The following is a 17578-nucleotide window of genomic DNA, read 5'->3' as shown; positions in this document are numbered from 1 at the left end:
ACATAGCCTCGAGGCTACAGAGGCGGAGCTTGGTCATGAAACTCTTTGTCGGATTGGGAAACCCGGGGCAGAAATACGCCCGAAACCGGCACAACATCGGGTTCATGGCTGTGGAGCGGATTGCGGAAGATCATGGGTTTGGCCCATGGAAATCCAAGTTTCAGGGCGAAATCTCGGAAGGGCGGTTGGGCTCTGAAAAAATCCTGTTGCTGAAACCGCAGACCTTCATGAACCGGTCCGGTCAATCCGTGGGTGAAGCGATGCGTTTCTACAAGCTCGAGTCCACAGATGTTGTCGTGTTCCATGACGAGTTGGACCTCGCCCCGGGCAAAGTGCGGGTAAAGGCGGGCGGCGGACACGCTGGGCATAATGGTCTGCGTTCGATCCACGACCATATAGGCGCAGCCTATGACCGTGTCCGGCTTGGGATCGGACATCCGGGGCGCAAAGAGATGGTCTCGGCTTATGTCCTGAGCGACTTTGCGAAATCCGAGGCGGACTGGCTGGATGACGTCCTTCGGGGTGTTTCAGACGGAGTGCCCCATCTGGCGCGGGATGATGGTGGAAAATTCATGAACGCGGTGGCCCTGCGCACTGCACCGCCCCGGTCGTCCAAGACGGCTGCCCCGAAAGCCGAAACCGCGCCTAAGGCACCTCCTGAGCCACCGGCCGACGAACGGTCCGCCATGCAAAAGCTGTTGGACAGGTTCAAATAGCGCCCCGCCCTCTTTCCGTTACGTCGGCGTTGCGAAAGCGGGATGTCCACGTTCCAATACACGCAAACAAGGGAGGCTATGCGATGCGGTCCATACTGAAGTGGGTTCTGCGCATTGTGCTGGCGCTGGCTTTGGCCGCCGCTGCCGTTGGGCTTTGGAAACGCGAAGAGTTACAGCGCCTGATGGCGGTGAACTCTCTGTTTGCCGAGGACAAGATCGTTCACAACTTTTCGCATATGGATGAAGCCTTTCTGACCGTGGATCTGCCGCGTGGAAACGCCCCAACATGGGAACTGCCCTACGGCGAAGGTTTCGATCTTCCGGAAGGCACCGACACTTGGATCAATGAACGCTCGGTCACTTCTTTGCTTATCATGCAGAACGGCAAGATCCGGTTCGAGGAATACTATCTGGGCACCGGTCCCGATGATCGTCGGATTTCGTGGTCAGTGGCAAAAAGTTATCTGTCGGCGCTTTTCGGCATTCTCCTGCAAGAGGGCGCAATCGATTCATTGGATGATCCCGTCGTCAAATACGCCCCCAAACTTGCAGGCAGCGCATATGACAGGGCGACAATTCGGAACGTTCTGAACATGGCCAGCGGCGTCACGTTTGGCGAAGATTATCTGGACCCAAAATCTGACATCAACAGGATGGGCCGTGTGATTGCCCTGGGCGGTGAACTGGACGATTTTGCAGCCTCATTGCAGGACAGTTTCGCGCCCCCCGGTGAAACCTGGCAATACGTTTCCATAGACACGCATGTATTGGGCATGGTGATACGCGGGGCGACCGGTCGCAGTGTCGCGGATCTTTTGACGGAGAAAATCCTTCAGCCCCTGGGCCTTGAGCGTGACGGGTACTATGTCACTGACGGCGCTGGTGTCGCCTTTGTTCTGGGCGGATTGAATTTCACGACACGTGACTTTGCACGGTTCGGGCAAATGATCCTGCAAGATGGGAAATTGAGCGGCCGGCAAGTGGTGCCCGCCGACTGGATATTCGAGGCAACTCAACCCAGCGCCCCGACCGCTCAGGGGAAGATTGGATATGGGTACCAGTGGTGGATCCCGCGCGGCGCCCATGAGGGAGAGTTTCTGGCCCGGGGCGTGTATGGGCAATACATCTATTTCAACCAACCTCGCGGCGTTCTGATTGTGTCTACCGGCGCTGATCGGAAATTCCGCGACACTGGCATAAACGACCAGAATATCGAAATGTTCCGCAAGATCGCAGAAAGCCTGTAAGGTGTGTTCATGCAGAAACAAGACAGTATCAATGTACTCGGCGGCGTTCTGGCGCCCTGCTCACGCGATCCTCTGACCGGGTTCTTTCGGGATGGTGCGTGCAATACCTGCCCCGAGGATCAGGGCAGCCATACCGTTTGTGCCGTGATGACGGCCGAGTTTCTGGCATTCTCGAAATACGTCGGCAATGATCTGAGCACGGCTCGGCCCGAATTCGATTTCCCGGGTCTCAAGCCCGGTGACAGCTGGTGTCTGTGTGCCGGCCGGTTCCTACAGGCCCATGACGAAGGATGCGCGCCAAAGGTTCACCTGGAGGCGACCCATCAACGCGCGCTCGAGATTGTGCCGCTTGATATCTTGCTTCAGAACAAGGCGAATGCCTGAAAGCCATTGCGCCCGGGGCGAGACGTGATCCGCGATCCAGTTTCGCCCCAAGGTCAGAATGCCATTTGCCAGATCAGGCTGATGCTGTAGTTTTCGAAACCGCTTTCACCAATGCCATCGTAGAACACGTTTGCTGCAAGCAAGCTGTTGTTTTCCAGCCGGTAGTCCAGGCCCAGATCCGCGCGGGCACGGGCGGTATCGCCAATCGGTGTCACGCCCGGGGCGGTCCCGGTACCCGAAGTCGTGCTCCAAATCCCAGAAAGCCCACCCGTCAGCATCATCTCTCCTCGTGACACTTGCAACGGGTGACTGAAATCGACACCCAACCGTGCCGTCGTCAAACTGAAATCCTGCTGTGGAATCAGATTGCCCAGGCTGTCGGTGTACGCTTTCTGATCGTCGCTGGCATAGCTTACGTCCAGCAAAGGCATCAATGTCAGGGCGCCACGCTTTATCTCACCGGTTACGCGCGACTGGACCAGCCAACGGTCACTGTCGAAACTGTCCTCGTAGGTGCCAAACGGAGAGATGTTGTTGTCGGCCTGACCATAAAGAACGCGCCCTTCAAGAAACACCGAATGATTGGGCAATTTTGCCACCACATAAGGACCAACCAGCCAGCCCGTACCGTCCACGCTGGCCGGGCCGTTTTCCGTTTCGGCATAGTCGAACTGAAGCATGGCACCGATCAACAGGTTCGAATTGATCTGGCGATGAGCCCCGACAACTGCCAGTGCATAGGAGTTGTCAAAATCATCCTGCGAACTCCAGTTGCCGGTCACACTGAACCAGACGGGCCGCGCCGGATCACTGGCGAAATTCAGATAGCCCGAGCCCTGCGTGACCGAAGCGTCCAGAACACCCGACCCCGAACCTTGCAGAAACTGGGTCAGTTTCGGCTGGTTCGTCACAAGGCTGTTGGCCCGGGCGTTCTGGAACGCCTGAATCTGACGTTGAGCATTTGTCACGGCCTGAAGCGTGCTGACCCTGTTTGATTCCAGGTTCAGATTCCCAGCCGCGTCCGAGAACACCCCTGCCGGAATGAAAAGCTCGATGGTGCCGTTGTTCTGGGGCGTCAAAGTGGCGACATAGCTGGTGCCGGACCCGGTCAGAGTAGCCGTTGCATTGGTGACGGACAGGTCGCCCACGGTGAAATCGGTGCTTGGTTCGCTGAGGGTAATGCTTGCTTGAAACGTTCCGCTGCCGGTCGGCGTCAAGGCCCCGATCGTTGCAGTTGGCTGTGTCGTATCCACCAGAACGCGCGTGTTGACGATTTGGGTGTTCGTTACACCGGACAACGCGATCTCATAGCGATAAAGCGGCCCTCCAACGGTTTCGCGCGCGGTGAACGTTATCCCCATGTACCCGTCTGCCGCATATGTGGAATCCGCGCCATCCTGACTGAGAATGGTTGCGCCGATATAGCCAAGGGAAGCAAGGCCGGCGGGCGTGATCGCACTCTGGTTCAAAATGCCGTTGTTGAAATAGAAACTGCCGCCGGGAACCTGCCCCGACCCCCCCAGAGAAACAAAGGCCGTGCCGGTAAATGGGATATTGTTGAAAAAGATGCTTCCCCTGTTCGGCGTCGGAACCGAGGTTATGATGAAGCCGCCACCAAGAGCCGCACCCTCTTTCGCGCTTCCGATCATGAGTGCTGAAATCAGAAAACAGAGGCACAACAGCCTCGAAATAACGGACCTAACCATTTTACCTCCTACAACACCGCGAGGGCGCTAAACACCAGGGCGCCCGGGCAAAGACACTGTGCCCCGAACCACGTCATCCATTGTCCCATCCATTGCAGAGACGTCCCCTGAACCGGCCGCAACTACGCCAGTTACCCAATAGTTAATTCAATTTGGAGACACTGTATAGAATTGGAAGCAACTCAACTTTGGCGTGCGGGCCACATGGCCATGCATAAACCGCAAGGCAAAGGCGAAAAATGCCGGAAAGCACTTAGAAGCACGTTGTTTTCAGGGAGTCTTCTCGGCAAGACGTCACAACAAGCCGTGACTTTGCAAGTCATATGCTCAAGATATGCCGGATACAGACCCTCGGCTTTGACGGGATATTCGCAACAATCTCGGGCAGGGGTCGCAACTGGCAGTTGTTGGGAAACAAATGCAGGCACAATGATCGAGGTTTCACAGCAGCCGGCGATTCCTCGGGCTTCTGTGTTGTCCTTACATGCGCATTGGCGGCGGCCCTTTTTGCAGGGCAACCTGATTTCGGCGGACATGTCACATGTTTGACTATCCCGCCTGTCCTGCCTTGGAATTATTGCTTTCAGGTCTGCTTGAGCCATCGACCCCAAGACAGAGCAACCGGGACATGCCGCCCCGGTTCACACTCAGTCCGCCGTACGGCCTTCGGTGTCTGACATATCGAAGTTCAGATATTTGGCTACGGTCTGAACGTCCTTGTCTCCACGACCGCACATGTTCATGCAGATCAGGTGATCCTTGGGCAATTCCGGTGCGATCTTCATCACATGGGCCAAAGCGTGGCTTGGTTCCAGCGCCGGGATGATCCCCTCGGTTGCGCAGCACAGCTGGAACGCCTCGAGCGCTTCCTTGTCGGTGATCGAGACGTAATTCGCGCGTCCAATTTCGTGCAGCCAGGAATGCTCGGGCCCGATGCCCGGATAGTCCAGCCCGGCCGAGATCGAATAGCCTTCAAGAATCTGGCCATCGTCATCCTGCAACAGATAGGTCCGGTTGCCGTGCAACACGCCCGGCCGACCGCCGGTCAGCGAGGCGCAATGCTCCATTTTCTCGTTCACACCTTTTCCGCCCGCCTCGACGCCAATGATGTTGACGTCCTTGTCGTCGAGGAAGGGATAGAACAGACCCATCGCGTTCGAACCGCCGCCGATTGCCGCGATGATCGTATCCGGCAAACGGCCTTCAGCCTTCATCATCTGCTCTTTCGCTTCCTTGCCGATGATCGACTGGAAATCGCGGACCATTGCCGGATAGGGGTGCGGTCCAGCCACGGTGCCGATGCAGTAGAACGTGTCGCGCACATTGGTCACCCAGTCGCGCAGCGCGTCATTCATCGCATCCTTGAGCGTCCCACGACCCGAGGTCACAGGGATCACCTCGGCCCCCAGAAGGCGCATGCGGAATACGTTCGGAGCTTGCCGCTGCACGTCGTGCGCCCCCATATAGACAATGCATTTCAAGCCAAACTTGGCACATACGGTGGCGGTGGCCACGCCGTGCTGCCCTGCCCCGGTTTCAGCAATGATCCGGGTCTTGCCCATACGCCGCGCCAGAATGATCTGACCCAGCACGTTGTTGATCTTGTGTGCGCCGGTGTGGTTCAGCTCGTCACGCTTCAGATAGATCTTGGCACCCCCCAGATGCTCGGTCAGGCGCTCCGCAAAATACAGCGGCGAAGGACGACCCACATAGTTTGCCCACAGGTCATCCATCTCGGCCCAGAACGTCGGATCATCCTTGGCCCTGTTGTATTCCTCTTCCAGCGACAGGATCAGCGGCATCAGAGTTTCACTGACAAAACGCCCGCCGAAGATGCCGAAACGTCCCTGTTCGTCAGGGCCGGACATGAAGGAATTGAAAAGATCGTTGGCCATGGGTGTCTCCCTCGTCGTATCTGTTGTTCATAGGTGGTGGCAGCGGGATTTGCCATGGGCAAAACGCATCATTCCACAACCTGCGTGTTTTGACGCCAGACCTGAATCGCCTGTTCCGGCGAGGGCACACCAATGCACGGAAAATGATGAAACCTGTTCACATCCGCCAACCGACCGGCCGCCAACACGGCACGCCTGTGGGGGCCGGATTGGGAAAATGTCAGCATTGCTTCAATGTCTTGCCAGACACTGAATGAAAAATAGATGCCATCCTGCCTGAACAAGTCAGCGTGCAGACACAATGGGTCGCCTTGCGCCTGCCGACAGGCCTGTCCCGCGCGCCAGAAAAACTCCGGCGCATGGTACCAATGTTTCAAGGAAACGCCCCCGATTGCTGCGAGCATGCTCAACCCCTCTGTTTCGAGGGATACGCAACAAGATCTTTTTCAGATCACCTGAGAGCCGATGCAAAGTCGCGGATCAGGGCCGCATCTTTCACACCCGGCGCGCTTTCGACACCGGTTGACACATCTACCTGCCGGGCACCTGTCATCCGGACAGCTTCGGCAACGTTCAGGGGTGTCAGGCCTCCGGCCAGCATCCAGGGTCGCCGCCAGTATTTCCGTCCGGCCAACAGCCGCCAGTCAAAGGCCAACCCGTTGCCGCCCGGCAATTCAGCCTCTCTGGGCGGTTTCGCATCGATCAGCAGTTGATCGGCCACCTCCGAGTAAAGATCGATGGCCGCCAGATCCTCGGCCTCGGCCACTCCTATGGCTTTCATCACCGGCAAACCAAATCGCTCGCGAATTTCGGAAACCCGTTCGGGCAATTCCTTGCCATGCAGTTGAAGCATATCAAGCGGTACAGTCGAAACGATGCCGTCCAATTCTTCGTCAGTGGCATTCACCACTAAAGCCACCTTGGCAACGCCAACTGGGACCAGATGCGCCAGTTCTGCGGCCCGCGAAACATCCAGATTGCGTGGCGATTTCGGAAAGAAAACGAACCCAACATAGCCTGCCCCGGCGTCTGCCGCAGCGCGCACTTGATCCGGTGCGGTCAGACCGCAGATTTTGAACCGAACATCAGGCATATCGGTCAGGCTCAGCTCGCCTCATCCAGAATGGCAAGCACGTCGTCCTTGCCTTCGTTTTGCTTTTTCTTGAGTTTCTTGACTTCGCGCTCAAGCTTGCGCACTTCGGTTTTCTTCACGGTCGCGTCGCGGCGGTGCTTGTGTTCCCGCAGCCATTCCCACAGGAAACCAATAACCAATCCTGCTGCAACACCCCCTAAAACCACCAGAAACAGCGGCAGTGACGCGCTGAGGTTAAAACCCAGAAGCTCGGCCAGAGCATCCGGCATCAGTTTCAGTTCAACGGACTGAACATTGGCAAGAGACACGGAAATCAGGATGATCCCGAGAGCCGCCAGAAAAGCATATCGAAGGTAACGCATCATGGTGTCAGGCTTTACCGTTCAATCGATCCCTGAGCAACTTGCCAGTTTTGAAAAACGGTACACATTTTTCTTCGACCTGCACTGTCTCGCCCGTGCGCGGGTTGCGCCCAACACGTGCGTCGCGTTTCTTCACGGAAAAGGCACCAAAGCCCCGCAGTTCGACACGGTCACCGCGCGCCATGGCGTCTGTGACTTCTTCGAATACGGTGTTCACGATCCGCTCGACATCACGCTGATAGAGATGCGGGTTTTCGTCAGCGATTTTCTGAATCAATTCTGAACGGATCATGCGTGATACCCTCCCAGGCAGCCGGTGTGACAGGTCTACTGTTTTGACAGTATAGGAAAAAACCCGGAAGGGGGGAACGGATACTCTGAGTTTTGAGGCTTTATTTTGCCACATTCTCGCGCGAAATTTTATCTGTCAGGCCAATTTCCACACTTAATGCGCGATCAATCCCCTTATTAACCCTGCGGTTCGGAACATATTGATTCGCAACAAAAACGGCCCCGCACTGTCGTGCGGGGCCGAAATTCATGCTTGGGATACTGCCTTGGCTCAGTCGCCGGATTTCAAGGCTGCACCCAGGATATCGCCCAGCGATGCGCCCGAATCGGAAGAACCGTACTGTTCCACGGCCTCTTTCTCTTCGGCGATCTCGCGCGCCTTGATCGACAGGCCCAGACGACGGGTCTTGCTGTCGACGTTGGTGACGCGGACGTCGACCTTGTCACCGACCGAGAAACGCTCGGGGCGCTGTTCGGCACGGTCACGCGACAGATCCGAACGACGGATGAACGACTTCATGCCTTCGTATTCGACCTCGATGCCGCCATCTTCGATCGCGGTGACTTCGACAGTGATCACCGAGCCACGCTTCACGCCGCCCACGGCTTCGGCGAACTTGTCACCGCCCAGGGCTTTGATCGACAGCGAGATACGCTCTTTTTCGACGTCAACTTCCGAGACAACCGCCTGAACGACATCGCCCTTGCGGTAGTTCTGGATCGCATCCTCGCCACGCTCGTCCCAGGACAGGTCGGACAGGTGAACCATGCCGTCGATGTCGCCTTCGAGGCCAATGAACAGACCGAATTCGGTGATGTTCTTGACTTCGCCTTCGACCTCGGTGCCCTCGGGGTGTGTTTCTGCAAACACTTCCCACGGGTTGCGCTGAGTCTGCTTCAGGCCCAGAGACACGCGACGCTTGGCGCCGTCGATTTCCAGAACCATGACGTCGACTTCCTGGCTGGTCGAAACGATCTTGCCGGGGTGGACGTTTTTCTTGGTCCAGGACATCTCGGACACGTGCACCAGACCTTCGACACCGGCTTCCAGCTCGACGAACGCGCCGTAGTCGGTGATGTTGGTAACGCGACCCTGATGGACCGAGCCCAGCGGGTACTTGGCAGCAACCAGATCCCACGGATCTTCCTGCAGCTGCTTCATGCCCAGGCTGATGCGGTGGGTCTCTTTGTTGATCTTGATGACCTGAACCTTGATGGTTTCGCCGATCGTCAGGATCTCGGACGGGTGGTTCACACGGCGCCATGCCATGTCGGTGACGTGCAGCAGGCCGTCAACGCCGCCCAGGTCAACGAATGCACCGTACTCGGTGATGTTCTTGACAACACCCTCGACGGTCTGACCTTCGGACAGGTTGCCGATGACTTCGGCACGCTGTTCGGCACGCGATTCTTCCAGGATGGCGCGACGCGAAACAACGATGTTGCCACGGCGGCGGTCCATTTTCAGGATCTGGAACGGCTGCTTCAGACCCATCAGCGGGCCAGCGTCGCGCACGGGGCGAACGTCAACCTGCGAGCCGGGCAGGAACGCAACTGCGCCACCCAGATCGACGGTGAAACCACCTTTGACGCGACCAAAGATTGCACCTTCGACGCGCTGGTCGTCGGCATATGCTTTTTCCAGACGGTCCCATGCCTCTTCACGGCGGGCCATCTCGCGCGAGATGACGGCTTCGCCACGGGCGTTTTCTGCGGCACGCAGGTAAACTTCGACCTCGTCGCCTACAGCGATTTCAGGGGCTTCGCCGGGATTTGCGAATTCTTTCAGATCAACGCGGCCTTCCATTTTGTAGCCTACGTCGATGATGGCTTGGCCGGCTTCGATCGCCAGAACCTTGCCTTTGACAACAGACCCCTCTTCGGGTGTGTCCATTTCGAAGCTTTCATTCAGGAGGGCTTCGAATTCCTCCATGGATGCGTTAGCCATGTGGCGTTGTTTTCCTTTACAATACGTTTTTGCTGGCCGAGCGGTTGTCTCCGCCGGTCTTGTTTCATGATGTCTTCAGGCGTGATCCGGTGCGCCCCTGAGCAAACAAACACAAAGGGCCGAGGTAACTCGGCCCTGCTCAGAAACGTCATCCGGACGTTGACCGCCCTTGTATCGACAGCGCGCGTATAGGCGGATTCCCCGGTATGTGCAAGGGCAAAGCCCATATTTTCAAGGTTTGGCGGCTCTGTACCCAGGCGCGTTGCCGGTTTTGAAGGTCCAAACCCCGGCATCGCGCCGCAGCATGGCCTGTTCAATTGCGTCCAGTCGCATCAACGCTGCGGATGGGTTGCGCGCACCTCCGGCCCGGTTCCAGATTTTTTGCGCAGAAACGGGGCTCCACGGCAAGCTTGCCGAGGCCAACCACAGGCGCAGCCCTGACGGCAGAGAGTCGTAGACCTGCATAGGCGCCGCCTGTCGTCTCCGACGTTTGAGGGTACTCCGCAAGTTCCGACCCCTTGTTTGCCCTTGTTTCTTCTGTTGTTGCAATACGGTCGCCTTTCGCAATGTGTATGTAATTACATTACATATCAACAAAGCACACGGAAGTAAAAAAGACGGGGAGTTTGCACCCCGCCTTTCCTGCAAACATTCCCTACACGACGGGCAGGAAGCAGTCAGAACAGTTGCAGATCCTTTTTGCCGCTTTGGATTTCAGCAAAGTTCGGCATGTTCTCGATGACAACAGGGGCTGGCGCCGTGCCCGGCATCGCCACTGTAGGCTTCATTGCCGCCGCCATTCCAAAGGCAGGTTGATCAAGTTCCCCCCGGATATCGCGCAACAGTGTTTTGTGATCCGGCATGGATTTAACGATCTTCGCCAGATCCATTTTCGCGTTCTTCATACCCTGGAACCAAATCGGTTTCTTCAACGGTCGAAGACGATCACGGATGCCTGAACCATAGCCCGTATCATAAACCTGTTTGCCCAAAAGAACGGTCTGATAAACGCGGCTGTCAAACAAAGTGGCGAACTCGATATCGTGATCCATCGGCAGGCGATACTGCCACAAGTCAAGATTTTCGGCCAACCGATCCGGTATCTTCATCTCGGTGCGCGCATCGATCCAGTATTGGTCATCGGTACGGTTGCCCAACCGATAGTGCAAACAGATGAATTCCAGAACCTCATTATAGAGCTTGTCCATCTGCCGATTGTATCTGTCCCTCAGCGAAGGTTCGATGTCTCGCGTGGGCAAATGCTCGGCGAACCAGCGTATCGCATGGTCAATCATGTGGATCGCCGTGCTTTCCAGCGGTTCAATGAACCCGCCGGACAGGCCTATGGCCACGCAATTCTTGACCCAGGCATTGCGCACGCGACCGACGCGCATCGGGATCACGCGCGGTGTCAAACCCTTGCCGCTGTCTCCCAGCCACTCAAGGTATTCGTCCGCCGCCTGATCATCCGTGCGGTGTGCCGACGAATAGACATATCCTGTGCCCACACGGTTAAAAAGCGGCACGCGCCACGTCCAACCCGCGCCCAAAGCAGTGGATCTGGTGGCGCTTTCGATCTTGTCAGGATCCGGATGCTCGATCTGCAACGCCAAGGCCCGATCATTGGGCAGGTAGTCAGAGTAATCCAAAAATGGCTCACCAAGTGCCTTGTTGATGATCAGCCCACGGAACCCGGTGCAATCCACGACCATCTCAATGTCATGGCGGCCTTTTGCCTCGAGCATGAGATGACTGACATTGCCCTGTTCATCCAACTCGACCGTTTGCACCTCATCCCGGATATGCTCCACTCCGCGCTTCGTGCAGACCCTGGTCAGCATGCCTGCAAACTTTACGGCATCCAGATGATAGGCATAACCAAACCGTTGTTCGAATTCCGGCTGCCCCAACTGACGCGCACCCTTGCACAAACGGGCCAGATCATCATGCGGCGATATGGACTGCGTGAAATCCCGGTCGCCATTGCCGAAGCGCAGGAAATACTCGGCGGCTTCCAGCCCCTCAAGCATCTGGCCATGCGCAAAGGGGTTCATGTAATCGATGCGATTGCCCTTGGCGTCATTGTTCCAGTTGCAGAACTTCACACCCAGCTTGAAGGACGCGTTGGTCTCGCGGAAGAAACTCCGCTCTGAAATACCCGCCTGACGCAGCGTGACAGGCATCCGCGGAACCGTGGCTTCACCCACCCCCACGGTCGAGATGTTCGGGCTTTCGATCAGGCAGATTTGCGGTCGATCCTTGGGCGTTGACGTGCGGGAAAACACCATGTCCAGGATCAGCGCGGTCATCCATCCAGCCGTACCGCCACCCACGATGGTGATTTTGTTCAAACGATTGTTCATATAGTTTTGTCCCTGTTGGCTTGGGAATTTTTTGCTGCGCCCCTGTTTTTTTGCGGGTTGTGTCGCAGCTTTCCCTTTTCGCTGGGAAGAAACTATAACAGCTTTCCTGAATCCATCTAGGGTCTATGACGCACCGGCCTGAAGGCCCGTCCGCGCAACGTCGGCCTATCAGCTGGCGTCACGCCAGTCCCATATTCACGATGCAGTCAGATCTCTTCGCCTTTCTTCAGCAGTTCCTCAATCAACTCACGTTGCAGATCGGTGCTGTCGCCGCCTCCGAACTCTGCCGCACCGCCGGAATACAGGGTGCCATATGTCCTGGCGATGTTCACAGTCTGGGCCAGCCCCGAGATCAGCTGGTCTTTTTCCAAAAGGGACAATGGGTGGATAAACGCAGCCCACAAGGTGCCATTGGCAATCGCATAGCGGGCATCCAGCGTGCTGTCGAAATTGGCCTGCATCATTCGGATCAAGTCTTCCTCCGACAGCGCATCGGCGCTGCGGATCGGGACCATGGCCCGCATCCGATCCGCATTGGTGTCGGTGATGACCAAGACCTCCACCCCTGCAATCGTCAATTGAAACCCGGGGCCGCTCGGCTCTGCTTCGGGGTCAAGCGCAAAAAGAATGTTGCCCAGCCGTTCATACGTCATCGGCGGCTCAGCTTCGGGTGGGCTTTGCACGGGCTCTTGCGCGGCAAGGCTTCGGGCAATGAAAACAAGGATGAGGGCTAATCGGATCATGATGGCACTCCTGCGGGCATTCTTTCAGCATAGGTACGCAAAACCACACTGACCAAACAAAGCTTGGTGAACGCACCTTCTGGACATTCAGATACTTGTACGATCTGCAATATCTGATGGCCTATCTGCGATTACACGTCCAGCTTTCATCCCCTAACTATGTTTCACCGGTCGACGATCCGATCGACCCGAACCCAGAACCAAGAGGAAACGTGTAATGAAAACTATCGTCTTCACCGCCCTGGCAGCCGCCATCGCCCTGTCCGCGCCGGCTTTTGCCGCGGACGAAATCAACGTGTCGAACGGCATCTCGGCCGCAGGTGCCCCGCTTGCCGCACATGGGGTCGATCTGGTTGCTTTGGTCAATGATGGCAACCCGGTCGAAGGCTTCGCCACCCACTCGGCAACCTATGACGGCGCGTCCTACTACTTCACCACCGCCGCCAACCTCGAGGCGTTCGAAGCGAACCCGGAGGCCTACCTGCCGCAGCATGGTGGGTTCTGTTCATTCGGCGTATCGGTCGGCAAGAAGTTCGACGGAGACCCGGATCAGTACCTGGTCGCAGATGGAAAACTGTACCTGTTCCTGAACGCCGAAACCCGCGCGGCCTTCATGAAGGACGTTCCCGCCACCGCAAAAACGGCGGACGAACAGTGGGCAAACATCAAGAGCATCGCCGTAGGCGAGCTTTAAACTCCGCCCCTGCCTGCGACGTCAGCGCGTCGCGGGCAGTTTTGCGCTTATGATTTCAAGCGCTTTGGCCAATGCAGCCTCGATACTGAGGTCTGTCGTGTCCAGTTGCACTGCATCCTCAGCTGGCTTCATCGGCGCAGCGCTGCGCTCTGCGTCGCGGGCATCCCGCTCTTTGACATCTGCCAGAACCTGTTCGCGCGTCACGTCAGCACCTTTTGCACTAAGCTCCAGAAACCGGCGTTCGGCTCGCACTTCTGGGCTGGCCGTTACAAACAGCTTCACCTCGGCATTGGGACAAATCACCGTCCCGATATCGCGCCCATCCAAGACGGCCCCACCTGACCTTCGGGCAAAGGCGCGCTGAAAATCCACCAAGGCAGCGCGAACCTCGGGGATCACCGCCACTTTGGATGCGGCCTGCGCGATTTCAGCCGTGCGCAGATCACCCTGCTCAAGCTCTTCGGCGGTCAGGGCCTGCGCAGCTTCAAGCGCACCAAACCCTTCGAGGGTACGCCGCCCGACGGCGCGATACAGCAACCCGGTGTCCAGATGCGCAAACCCGAAATGCGCCGCCACGGCTTTGGAGATCGTACCCTTGCCCGCAGCCGCAGGTCCGTCAATCGCGACAGTGAAGCTCACCTGCGCTCTACCTTTGCGCCCAGCGACGCCATCAACGGCTCAAAAACCGGGAAGGATGTCGCGATCGGGCCGCCATCATCCACGCTTACCGGGTTCTGCGCGCCCATACCCATCACCATGAAGGACATGGCAATGCGGTGATCCAGGAAGCTTTCGCACGTTCCGCCACCCGGAACCTTGCCGATGCCCAACCCTTCGACCGACCACCAGTCGTCACCCTCGTTGACCGTGACGCCGTTGGCGCGCAGACCGCGTGCCATGGCATCGATGCGGTCGCTTTCCTTCACCCGGAGTTCCTTCACTCCGCCCATCATCGTCGTGCCCGCGGCGTTTGCGGCAACCACGGACAAAACGGGGTATTCGTCGATCATCGAGGCCGCGCGTTCAGGCGGTACGTCAATACCCTTCATGTCTGGCGAGTATTTCGCGCGCAGATCGGCAACCGGCTCGCCGCCCTCTTCGCGTTCGTTTTCATAGGTCAGGTCGGCACCCATCTCGCGCAGCGTCGTGAACAGGCCCGCGCGCGTGGGGTTCAGGCCGATACCCGGCACCAGAACGTCCGAACCGGGCGTGATCAGCGCCGCACAAACCGGGAAGGCCGCGCTGGACGGGTCGCGCGGTACGGCGATGACCTGCGGCTTCAATTCCGGGCGCCCCGTCAAAGTGATGACCCGGCCTTCATCGGTGTCTTCCACCGTGATTTCGGCACCGAACCCGGACAACATCCGCTCGGAATGATCGCGGGTTGCCTCTTTCTCGATAACCACGGTTTTACCGGGGGCATTCAGCCCCGCCAGCAGAACCGCTGATTTCACCTGGGCCGAGGGCACCGGAACTTCGTACCGGACCGGAGTCGGGTCCGCCGCACCGACGATCGTCATTGGCAAACGCCCCCCCGAGCGTCCCACGGCCCGCGCACCAAACAACGCAAGCGGATCCGTTACCCGCGCCATGGGACGCTTGTTCAGGCTGGCATCCCCGGTAAACGTTGCCACAATCGGCGAGGTCGCCATGGCACCCATGATCAGTCGCACCCCGGTGCCGGAATTGCCGCAGTCAATCACCTGATCCGGTTCGGCAAACCCGCCGACACCCACGCCATGCACGGTCCATTCGCCGCCGCCATGATCTGTGACTTCTGCCCCGAATGCCCGCATTGCCTTTGCGGTGTCCAAGACGTCCTCACCTTCGAGCAACCCCGAGATCCTGGTCTCGCCCACGGCCATCGCACCAAGGATCAACGACCGGTGCGAAATCGACTTGTCGCCCGGCACCTCTGCCGTGCCGGTCAGCGGGCCGCAGGGATGCGAAGTCATCGGGATGGGCGTTCGGTGTCCGGACATGGGGGCTCCTTTTGCGCTATCAGTGCTCAAGCCGATTAGCGAATTGGCACCGGTTGGTCCAGCGGCAATCAGTCATTGCGGCGGAAGGTCAGGTAATGGGGCGTGCGACCTTCACGCAAGGCTTTCTGCTCGTAGCGTGTGGAAATCCAGTCGTCCCACGGCTCGCGCCAATCTGCGGGGCGCTCGGCCAGCCACTCGAACCCGGCGCGGGGGACTTCCTCGAGTGTCTGCCGCACATAGTCGGGGATGTCCGTGGCGACTCGGAAGATCGATCCGGGCTTCAAGACCTTTGCCAACGGTTCAAGATGTTCCGGCGTCACGAAACGGCGACGATGATGTCGGGTTTTGGGCCACGGGTCAGGATACAGAAGGAAGGCCCGCGATATACTGGCCTCTGGCAGCACGTCGAACAGGTCTCGGGCATCGCCGGGATGCACAGCAAGGTTATCAACCCCCGCCTGCCGAATTTTACCCAGCAGCATGGCAACACCGTTGATATAGGGCTCGGCCCCGATGATGCCGATGTCGGGGTTGCTTTGCGCCTGATGAACCAGGTGTTCGCCGCCGCCAAAGCCGACTTCCAGCCAGACCGGCTTGCCGCCGAACAACTTGTTCAGGTCCAACGGCCTGCGTTCGGGGTTTGTATCCCAATCCACCGCACCGGGCGACAAAGCCGCCAGATCTTCGTTCAGATAGGTCTTTTGGCTGGGCTTCAGGGTCTTGCCCTTGAAGCGGCCATAGAAGTTTCTGCGCGGGCGTTGTGGGGTCTCGGTGCTCATGGCGGTCGCCATACTGCGCGCCAGAGAACGTTGCAAGGGCGCGCGGTACGCACAAGGAAAAAGCGCGCCCTGAAAGGCGCGCTTTGTGTTGTTCAGATCAGACTGCGGACTTCAACGCATCGACCAGATCGGTGCGCTCCCAGCTGAACCCCCCATCATCGCTCGGCTGACGACCAAAGTGGCCGTAAGCAGCAGTGCGCTGATAGATTGGCTTGTTCAGTTGCAGATGCTGGCGAATGCCGCGCGGTGTCAGATCCATGACCTCACCCACGGCTTTCTCGATAGCCGCATCCGCCAGTTGGCCGGTTCCATGCGTGTCGGCATAGATCGACAGCGGCTTGGACACGCCAATCGCATAGCTCAGCTGAATCGTGCAGCGTTCGGCCATGCCGGCCGCCACGACGTTTTTGGCCAGATAGCGTGCTGCGTATGCTGCCGAGCGGTCAACCTTGGTCGGGTCTTTGCCCGAGAACGCGCCGCCGCCATGAGGGGCCGCACCGCCATAGGTATCCACGATGATCTTGCGCCCGGTCAGGCCCGCGTCACCATCCGGTCCGCCGATAACGAATTTGCCGGTCGGGTTGACGTGCCATTCGGTTTCGGCCGACAGCCAGCCGTCAGGCAGGGTTTCGCGGATATAAGGCTCGACGATGGCGCGGATATCATCCGAAGACAACGCTTCATCCAGATGCTGCGTAGACAGAACGATCGAGCTGACGCCGACCGGCTTGCCGTCGCGATAAACGACTGACAGTTGCGACTTTGCGTCGGGGCCCAAAGCAGGTTCGGTGCCGTTCTTGCGTACTTCCGCCAGACGCCGCAGGATAGCGTGCGAATACTGGATCGGTGCAGGCATCAGCGCCGGAGTTTCAGTCGTGGCATAACCAAACATGATGCCCTGGTCGCCGGCACCTTCGTCCTTGTCATCCGCCGCATCAACGCCCTGAGCGATATGGGCGGATTGTTCGTGCAGCAGGTTGGTTACTTCGACGGTTTCGTGGTGAAACTTGTCCTGCTCGTAACCGATGTCTTTCACACAATCACGAGCGATCTGTTCGATGCGCCCCATGTAATCGTGCAGCTTGTCTTGATCAGACAGGCCTACTTCGCCACCGATCACAATCCGGTTGGTTGTTGCAAAGGTTTCGCAAGCCACACGGGCTTCTGGTTCTTCGTTGAGAAATGCATCAAGGACAGCATCCGAGATACGGTCGCAGACCTTGTCAGGATGCCCTTCGGAAACGGATTCCGAAGTAAATGTATAGTTCTGTCGGGACATAAATGCGCTCCATTAGGGGTTTCTCCGCCACGCCAGGAAGCCGTTGTGACAGGTCACAGACGCATACGCGCGCTTCAAGATGGGGTCAATCTCTAA

18 protein-coding genes and 1 riboswitch are annotated in these 17578 nt (G+C 57.9%); of the genes, 4 read left to right on the top strand and 14 right to left on the bottom strand.

Annotated elements, in window-relative coordinates; translation table 11 throughout:
* Window positions 1-35 precede the first annotated feature (35 nt).
* From pth to GOW09_RS08570, 3 genes are all read left to right on the top strand, one after another.
* Window positions 36-716: an aminoacyl-tRNA hydrolase gene (gene pth, locus GOW09_RS08580; RefSeq protein WP_171117424.1), complete on the top strand. Its 681-nt coding sequence runs from the start codon at window positions 36-38 to the stop codon at window positions 714-716.
* 83 nt (window positions 717-799) lie between these two features.
* Window positions 800-1963, top strand: a complete 1164-nt coding sequence (locus GOW09_RS08575; protein ID WP_171117422.1) for a serine hydrolase — start codon at window positions 800-802, stop codon at window positions 1961-1963.
* A 9-nt stretch (window positions 1964-1972) separates the two neighbouring features.
* Complete coding sequence (locus tag GOW09_RS08570; protein WP_171117420.1) at window positions 1973-2347, top strand: DUF2237 family protein; 375 nt, start codon at window positions 1973-1975, stop codon at window positions 2345-2347.
* Window positions 2348-2400: 53 nt separating this feature from the next.
* Here GOW09_RS08570 and GOW09_RS08565 read toward each other — a convergent pair whose 3' ends face one another.
* The 10 genes from GOW09_RS08565 to GOW09_RS08525 all read right to left on the bottom strand — a co-directional run bounded on the left by GOW09_RS08565 (window position 2401) and on the right by GOW09_RS08525 (window position 12748).
* The gene (locus GOW09_RS08565; RefSeq protein ID WP_217360262.1) at window positions 2401-3996 is read right to left on the bottom strand and encodes an Ig-like domain-containing protein; all 1596 of its coding nucleotides are present in this window, start codon (window positions 3994-3996) and stop codon (window positions 2401-2403) included.
* Between the two features lie 704 nt (window positions 3997-4700).
* The gene (gene trpB, locus GOW09_RS08560; RefSeq protein WP_171117416.1) at window positions 4701-5948 is read right to left on the bottom strand and encodes a tryptophan synthase subunit beta; all 1248 of its coding nucleotides are present in this window, start codon (window positions 5946-5948) and stop codon (window positions 4701-4703) included.
* Window positions 5949-6016: 68 nt separating this feature from the next.
* A complete protein-coding gene (locus tag GOW09_RS22310; protein WP_217360261.1) occupies window positions 6017-6175 on the bottom strand; it encodes a hypothetical protein in 159 nt (52 codons plus the stop codon).
* Window positions 6176-6399: 224 nt separating this feature from the next.
* Window positions 6400-7041 carry a phosphoribosylanthranilate isomerase gene (locus GOW09_RS08555; RefSeq protein WP_171117414.1) on the bottom strand — a complete coding sequence of 214 codons (642 nt, stop codon included), beginning with the start codon at window positions 7039-7041 and terminating at the stop codon, window positions 6400-6402.
* 11 nt (window positions 7042-7052) lie between these two features.
* Window positions 7053-7403: a lipopolysaccharide assembly protein LapA domain-containing protein gene (locus tag GOW09_RS08550; protein ID WP_171117412.1), complete on the bottom strand. Its 351-nt coding sequence runs from the start codon at window positions 7401-7403 to the stop codon at window positions 7053-7055.
* Between the two features lie 7 nt (window positions 7404-7410).
* The gene (gene ihfB / locus GOW09_RS08545) at window positions 7411-7695 is read right to left on the bottom strand and encodes an integration host factor subunit beta (protein WP_050603110.1); all 285 of its coding nucleotides are present in this window, start codon (window positions 7693-7695) and stop codon (window positions 7411-7413) included.
* Window positions 7696-7965: 270 nt separating this feature from the next.
* A complete protein-coding gene (gene rpsA, locus GOW09_RS08540; protein WP_068337749.1) occupies window positions 7966-9642 on the bottom strand; it encodes a 30S ribosomal protein S1 in 1677 nt (558 codons plus the stop codon).
* Between the two features lie 231 nt (window positions 9643-9873).
* Window positions 9874-10149: a DUF6525 family protein gene (locus GOW09_RS08535; protein ID WP_256368156.1), complete on the bottom strand. Its 276-nt coding sequence runs from the start codon at window positions 10147-10149 to the stop codon at window positions 9874-9876.
* Window positions 10150-10319: 170 nt separating this feature from the next.
* On the bottom strand, window positions 10320-12005 hold the full coding sequence (locus GOW09_RS08530; protein WP_171117408.1) for a tryptophan halogenase family protein: 1686 nt from the start codon (window positions 12003-12005) through the stop codon (window positions 10320-10322).
* 206 nt (window positions 12006-12211) lie between these two features.
* On the bottom strand, window positions 12212-12748 hold the full coding sequence (locus GOW09_RS08525; RefSeq protein WP_171117406.1) for a hypothetical protein: 537 nt from the start codon (window positions 12746-12748) through the stop codon (window positions 12212-12214).
* A 217-nt stretch (window positions 12749-12965) separates the two neighbouring features.
* Here GOW09_RS08525 and GOW09_RS08520 point away from each other — a divergent pair, with 217 nt between their 5' ends.
* On the top strand, window positions 12966-13442 hold the full coding sequence (locus GOW09_RS08520; RefSeq protein WP_171117404.1) for a YHS domain-containing (seleno)protein: 477 nt from the start codon (window positions 12966-12968) through the stop codon (window positions 13440-13442).
* A gap of 21 nt (window positions 13443-13463) precedes the next feature.
* Here the strand turns inward: GOW09_RS08520 and cmk are convergent, their stop codons facing one another.
* The 4 genes from cmk to metK all read right to left on the bottom strand — a co-directional run bounded on the left by cmk (window position 13464) and on the right by metK (window position 17482).
* Window positions 13464-14081 carry a (d)CMP kinase gene (cmk, locus tag GOW09_RS08515; RefSeq protein ID WP_170344919.1) on the bottom strand — a complete coding sequence of 206 codons (618 nt, stop codon included), beginning with the start codon at window positions 14079-14081 and terminating at the stop codon, window positions 13464-13466.
* Complete coding sequence (aroA, locus tag GOW09_RS08510; RefSeq protein ID WP_171117402.1) at window positions 14078-15424, bottom strand: 3-phosphoshikimate 1-carboxyvinyltransferase; 1347 nt, start codon at window positions 15422-15424, stop codon at window positions 14078-14080. Before aroA ends, cmk begins: the two co-directional genes overlap by 4 nt.
* Window positions 15425-15492: 68 nt before the next feature.
* Window positions 15493-16203: a tRNA (guanosine(46)-N7)-methyltransferase TrmB gene (gene trmB, locus GOW09_RS08505; RefSeq protein ID WP_171117401.1), complete on the bottom strand. Its 711-nt coding sequence runs from the start codon at window positions 16201-16203 to the stop codon at window positions 15493-15495.
* 97 nt (window positions 16204-16300) lie between these two features.
* Window positions 16301-17482 carry a methionine adenosyltransferase gene (gene metK / locus GOW09_RS08500; RefSeq protein ID WP_171117399.1) on the bottom strand — a complete coding sequence of 394 codons (1182 nt, stop codon included), beginning with the start codon at window positions 17480-17482 and terminating at the stop codon, window positions 16301-16303.
* Between the two features lie 5 nt (window positions 17483-17487).
* Window positions 17488-17537: riboswitch (SAM-SAH riboswitch) on the bottom strand.
* Between the last annotated feature and the right edge of the window lie 41 nt (window positions 17538-17578).

This window comes from Ruegeria sp. HKCCA5463, assembly GCF_013034175.1.
In the GTDB taxonomy this organism is placed as follows: Bacteria; Pseudomonadota; Alphaproteobacteria; order Rhodobacterales; family Rhodobacteraceae; genus Ruegeria.
Note: the sequence above shows the minus strand (reverse complement) of the source record. Positions and strands in the feature narration are given on the sequence as shown.

Excerpts from the sequence above, each read along its gene's own strand:
- trmB (WP_171117401.1), bottom strand. The coding sequence starts at position 16,203 with ATGAGCACCGAGACCCCACAACGCCCGCGCAGAAACTTCTATGGCCGC.
- metK (WP_171117399.1), bottom strand. The coding sequence starts at position 17,482 with ATGTCCCGACAGAACTATACATTTACTTCGGAATCCGTTTCCGAAGGG.
- GOW09_RS08555 (WP_171117414.1), bottom strand. The coding sequence starts at position 7,041 with ATGCCTGATGTTCGGTTCAAAATCTGCGGTCTGACCGCACCGGATCAA.
- GOW09_RS08575 (WP_171117422.1), top strand. The coding sequence starts at position 800 with ATGCGGTCCATACTGAAGTGGGTTCTGCGCATTGTGCTGGCGCTGGCT.
- GOW09_RS08550 (WP_171117412.1), bottom strand. The coding sequence starts at position 7,403 with ATGCGTTACCTTCGATATGCTTTTCTGGCGGCTCTCGGGATCATCCTG.
- pth (WP_171117424.1), top strand. The coding sequence starts at position 36 with ATGAAACTCTTTGTCGGATTGGGAAACCCGGGGCAGAAATACGCCCGA.
- ihfB (WP_050603110.1), bottom strand. The coding sequence starts at position 7,695 with ATGATCCGTTCAGAATTGATTCAGAAAATCGCTGACGAAAACCCGCAT.
- GOW09_RS08525 (WP_171117406.1), bottom strand. The coding sequence starts at position 12,748 with ATGATCCGATTAGCCCTCATCCTTGTTTTCATTGCCCGAAGCCTTGCC.
- rpsA (WP_068337749.1), bottom strand. The coding sequence starts at position 9,642 with ATGGCTAACGCATCCATGGAGGAATTCGAAGCCCTCCTGAATGAAAGC.
- trpB (WP_171117416.1), bottom strand. The coding sequence starts at position 5,948 with ATGGCCAACGATCTTTTCAATTCCTTCATGTCCGGCCCTGACGAACAG.
- GOW09_RS08520 (WP_171117404.1), top strand. The coding sequence starts at position 12,966 with ATGAAAACTATCGTCTTCACCGCCCTGGCAGCCGCCATCGCCCTGTCC.
- GOW09_RS22310 (WP_217360261.1), bottom strand. The coding sequence starts at position 6,175 with ATGCTGACATTTTCCCAATCCGGCCCCCACAGGCGTGCCGTGTTGGCG.
- GOW09_RS08570 (WP_171117420.1), top strand. The coding sequence starts at position 1,973 with ATGCAGAAACAAGACAGTATCAATGTACTCGGCGGCGTTCTGGCGCCC.
- GOW09_RS08530 (WP_171117408.1), bottom strand. The coding sequence starts at position 12,005 with ATGAACAATCGTTTGAACAAAATCACCATCGTGGGTGGCGGTACGGCT.
- aroA (WP_171117402.1), bottom strand. The coding sequence starts at position 15,424 with ATGTCCGGACACCGAACGCCCATCCCGATGACTTCGCATCCCTGCGGC.
- GOW09_RS08565 (WP_217360262.1), bottom strand. The coding sequence starts at position 3,996 with ATGATCGGAAGCGCGAAAGAGGGTGCGGCTCTTGGTGGCGGCTTCATC.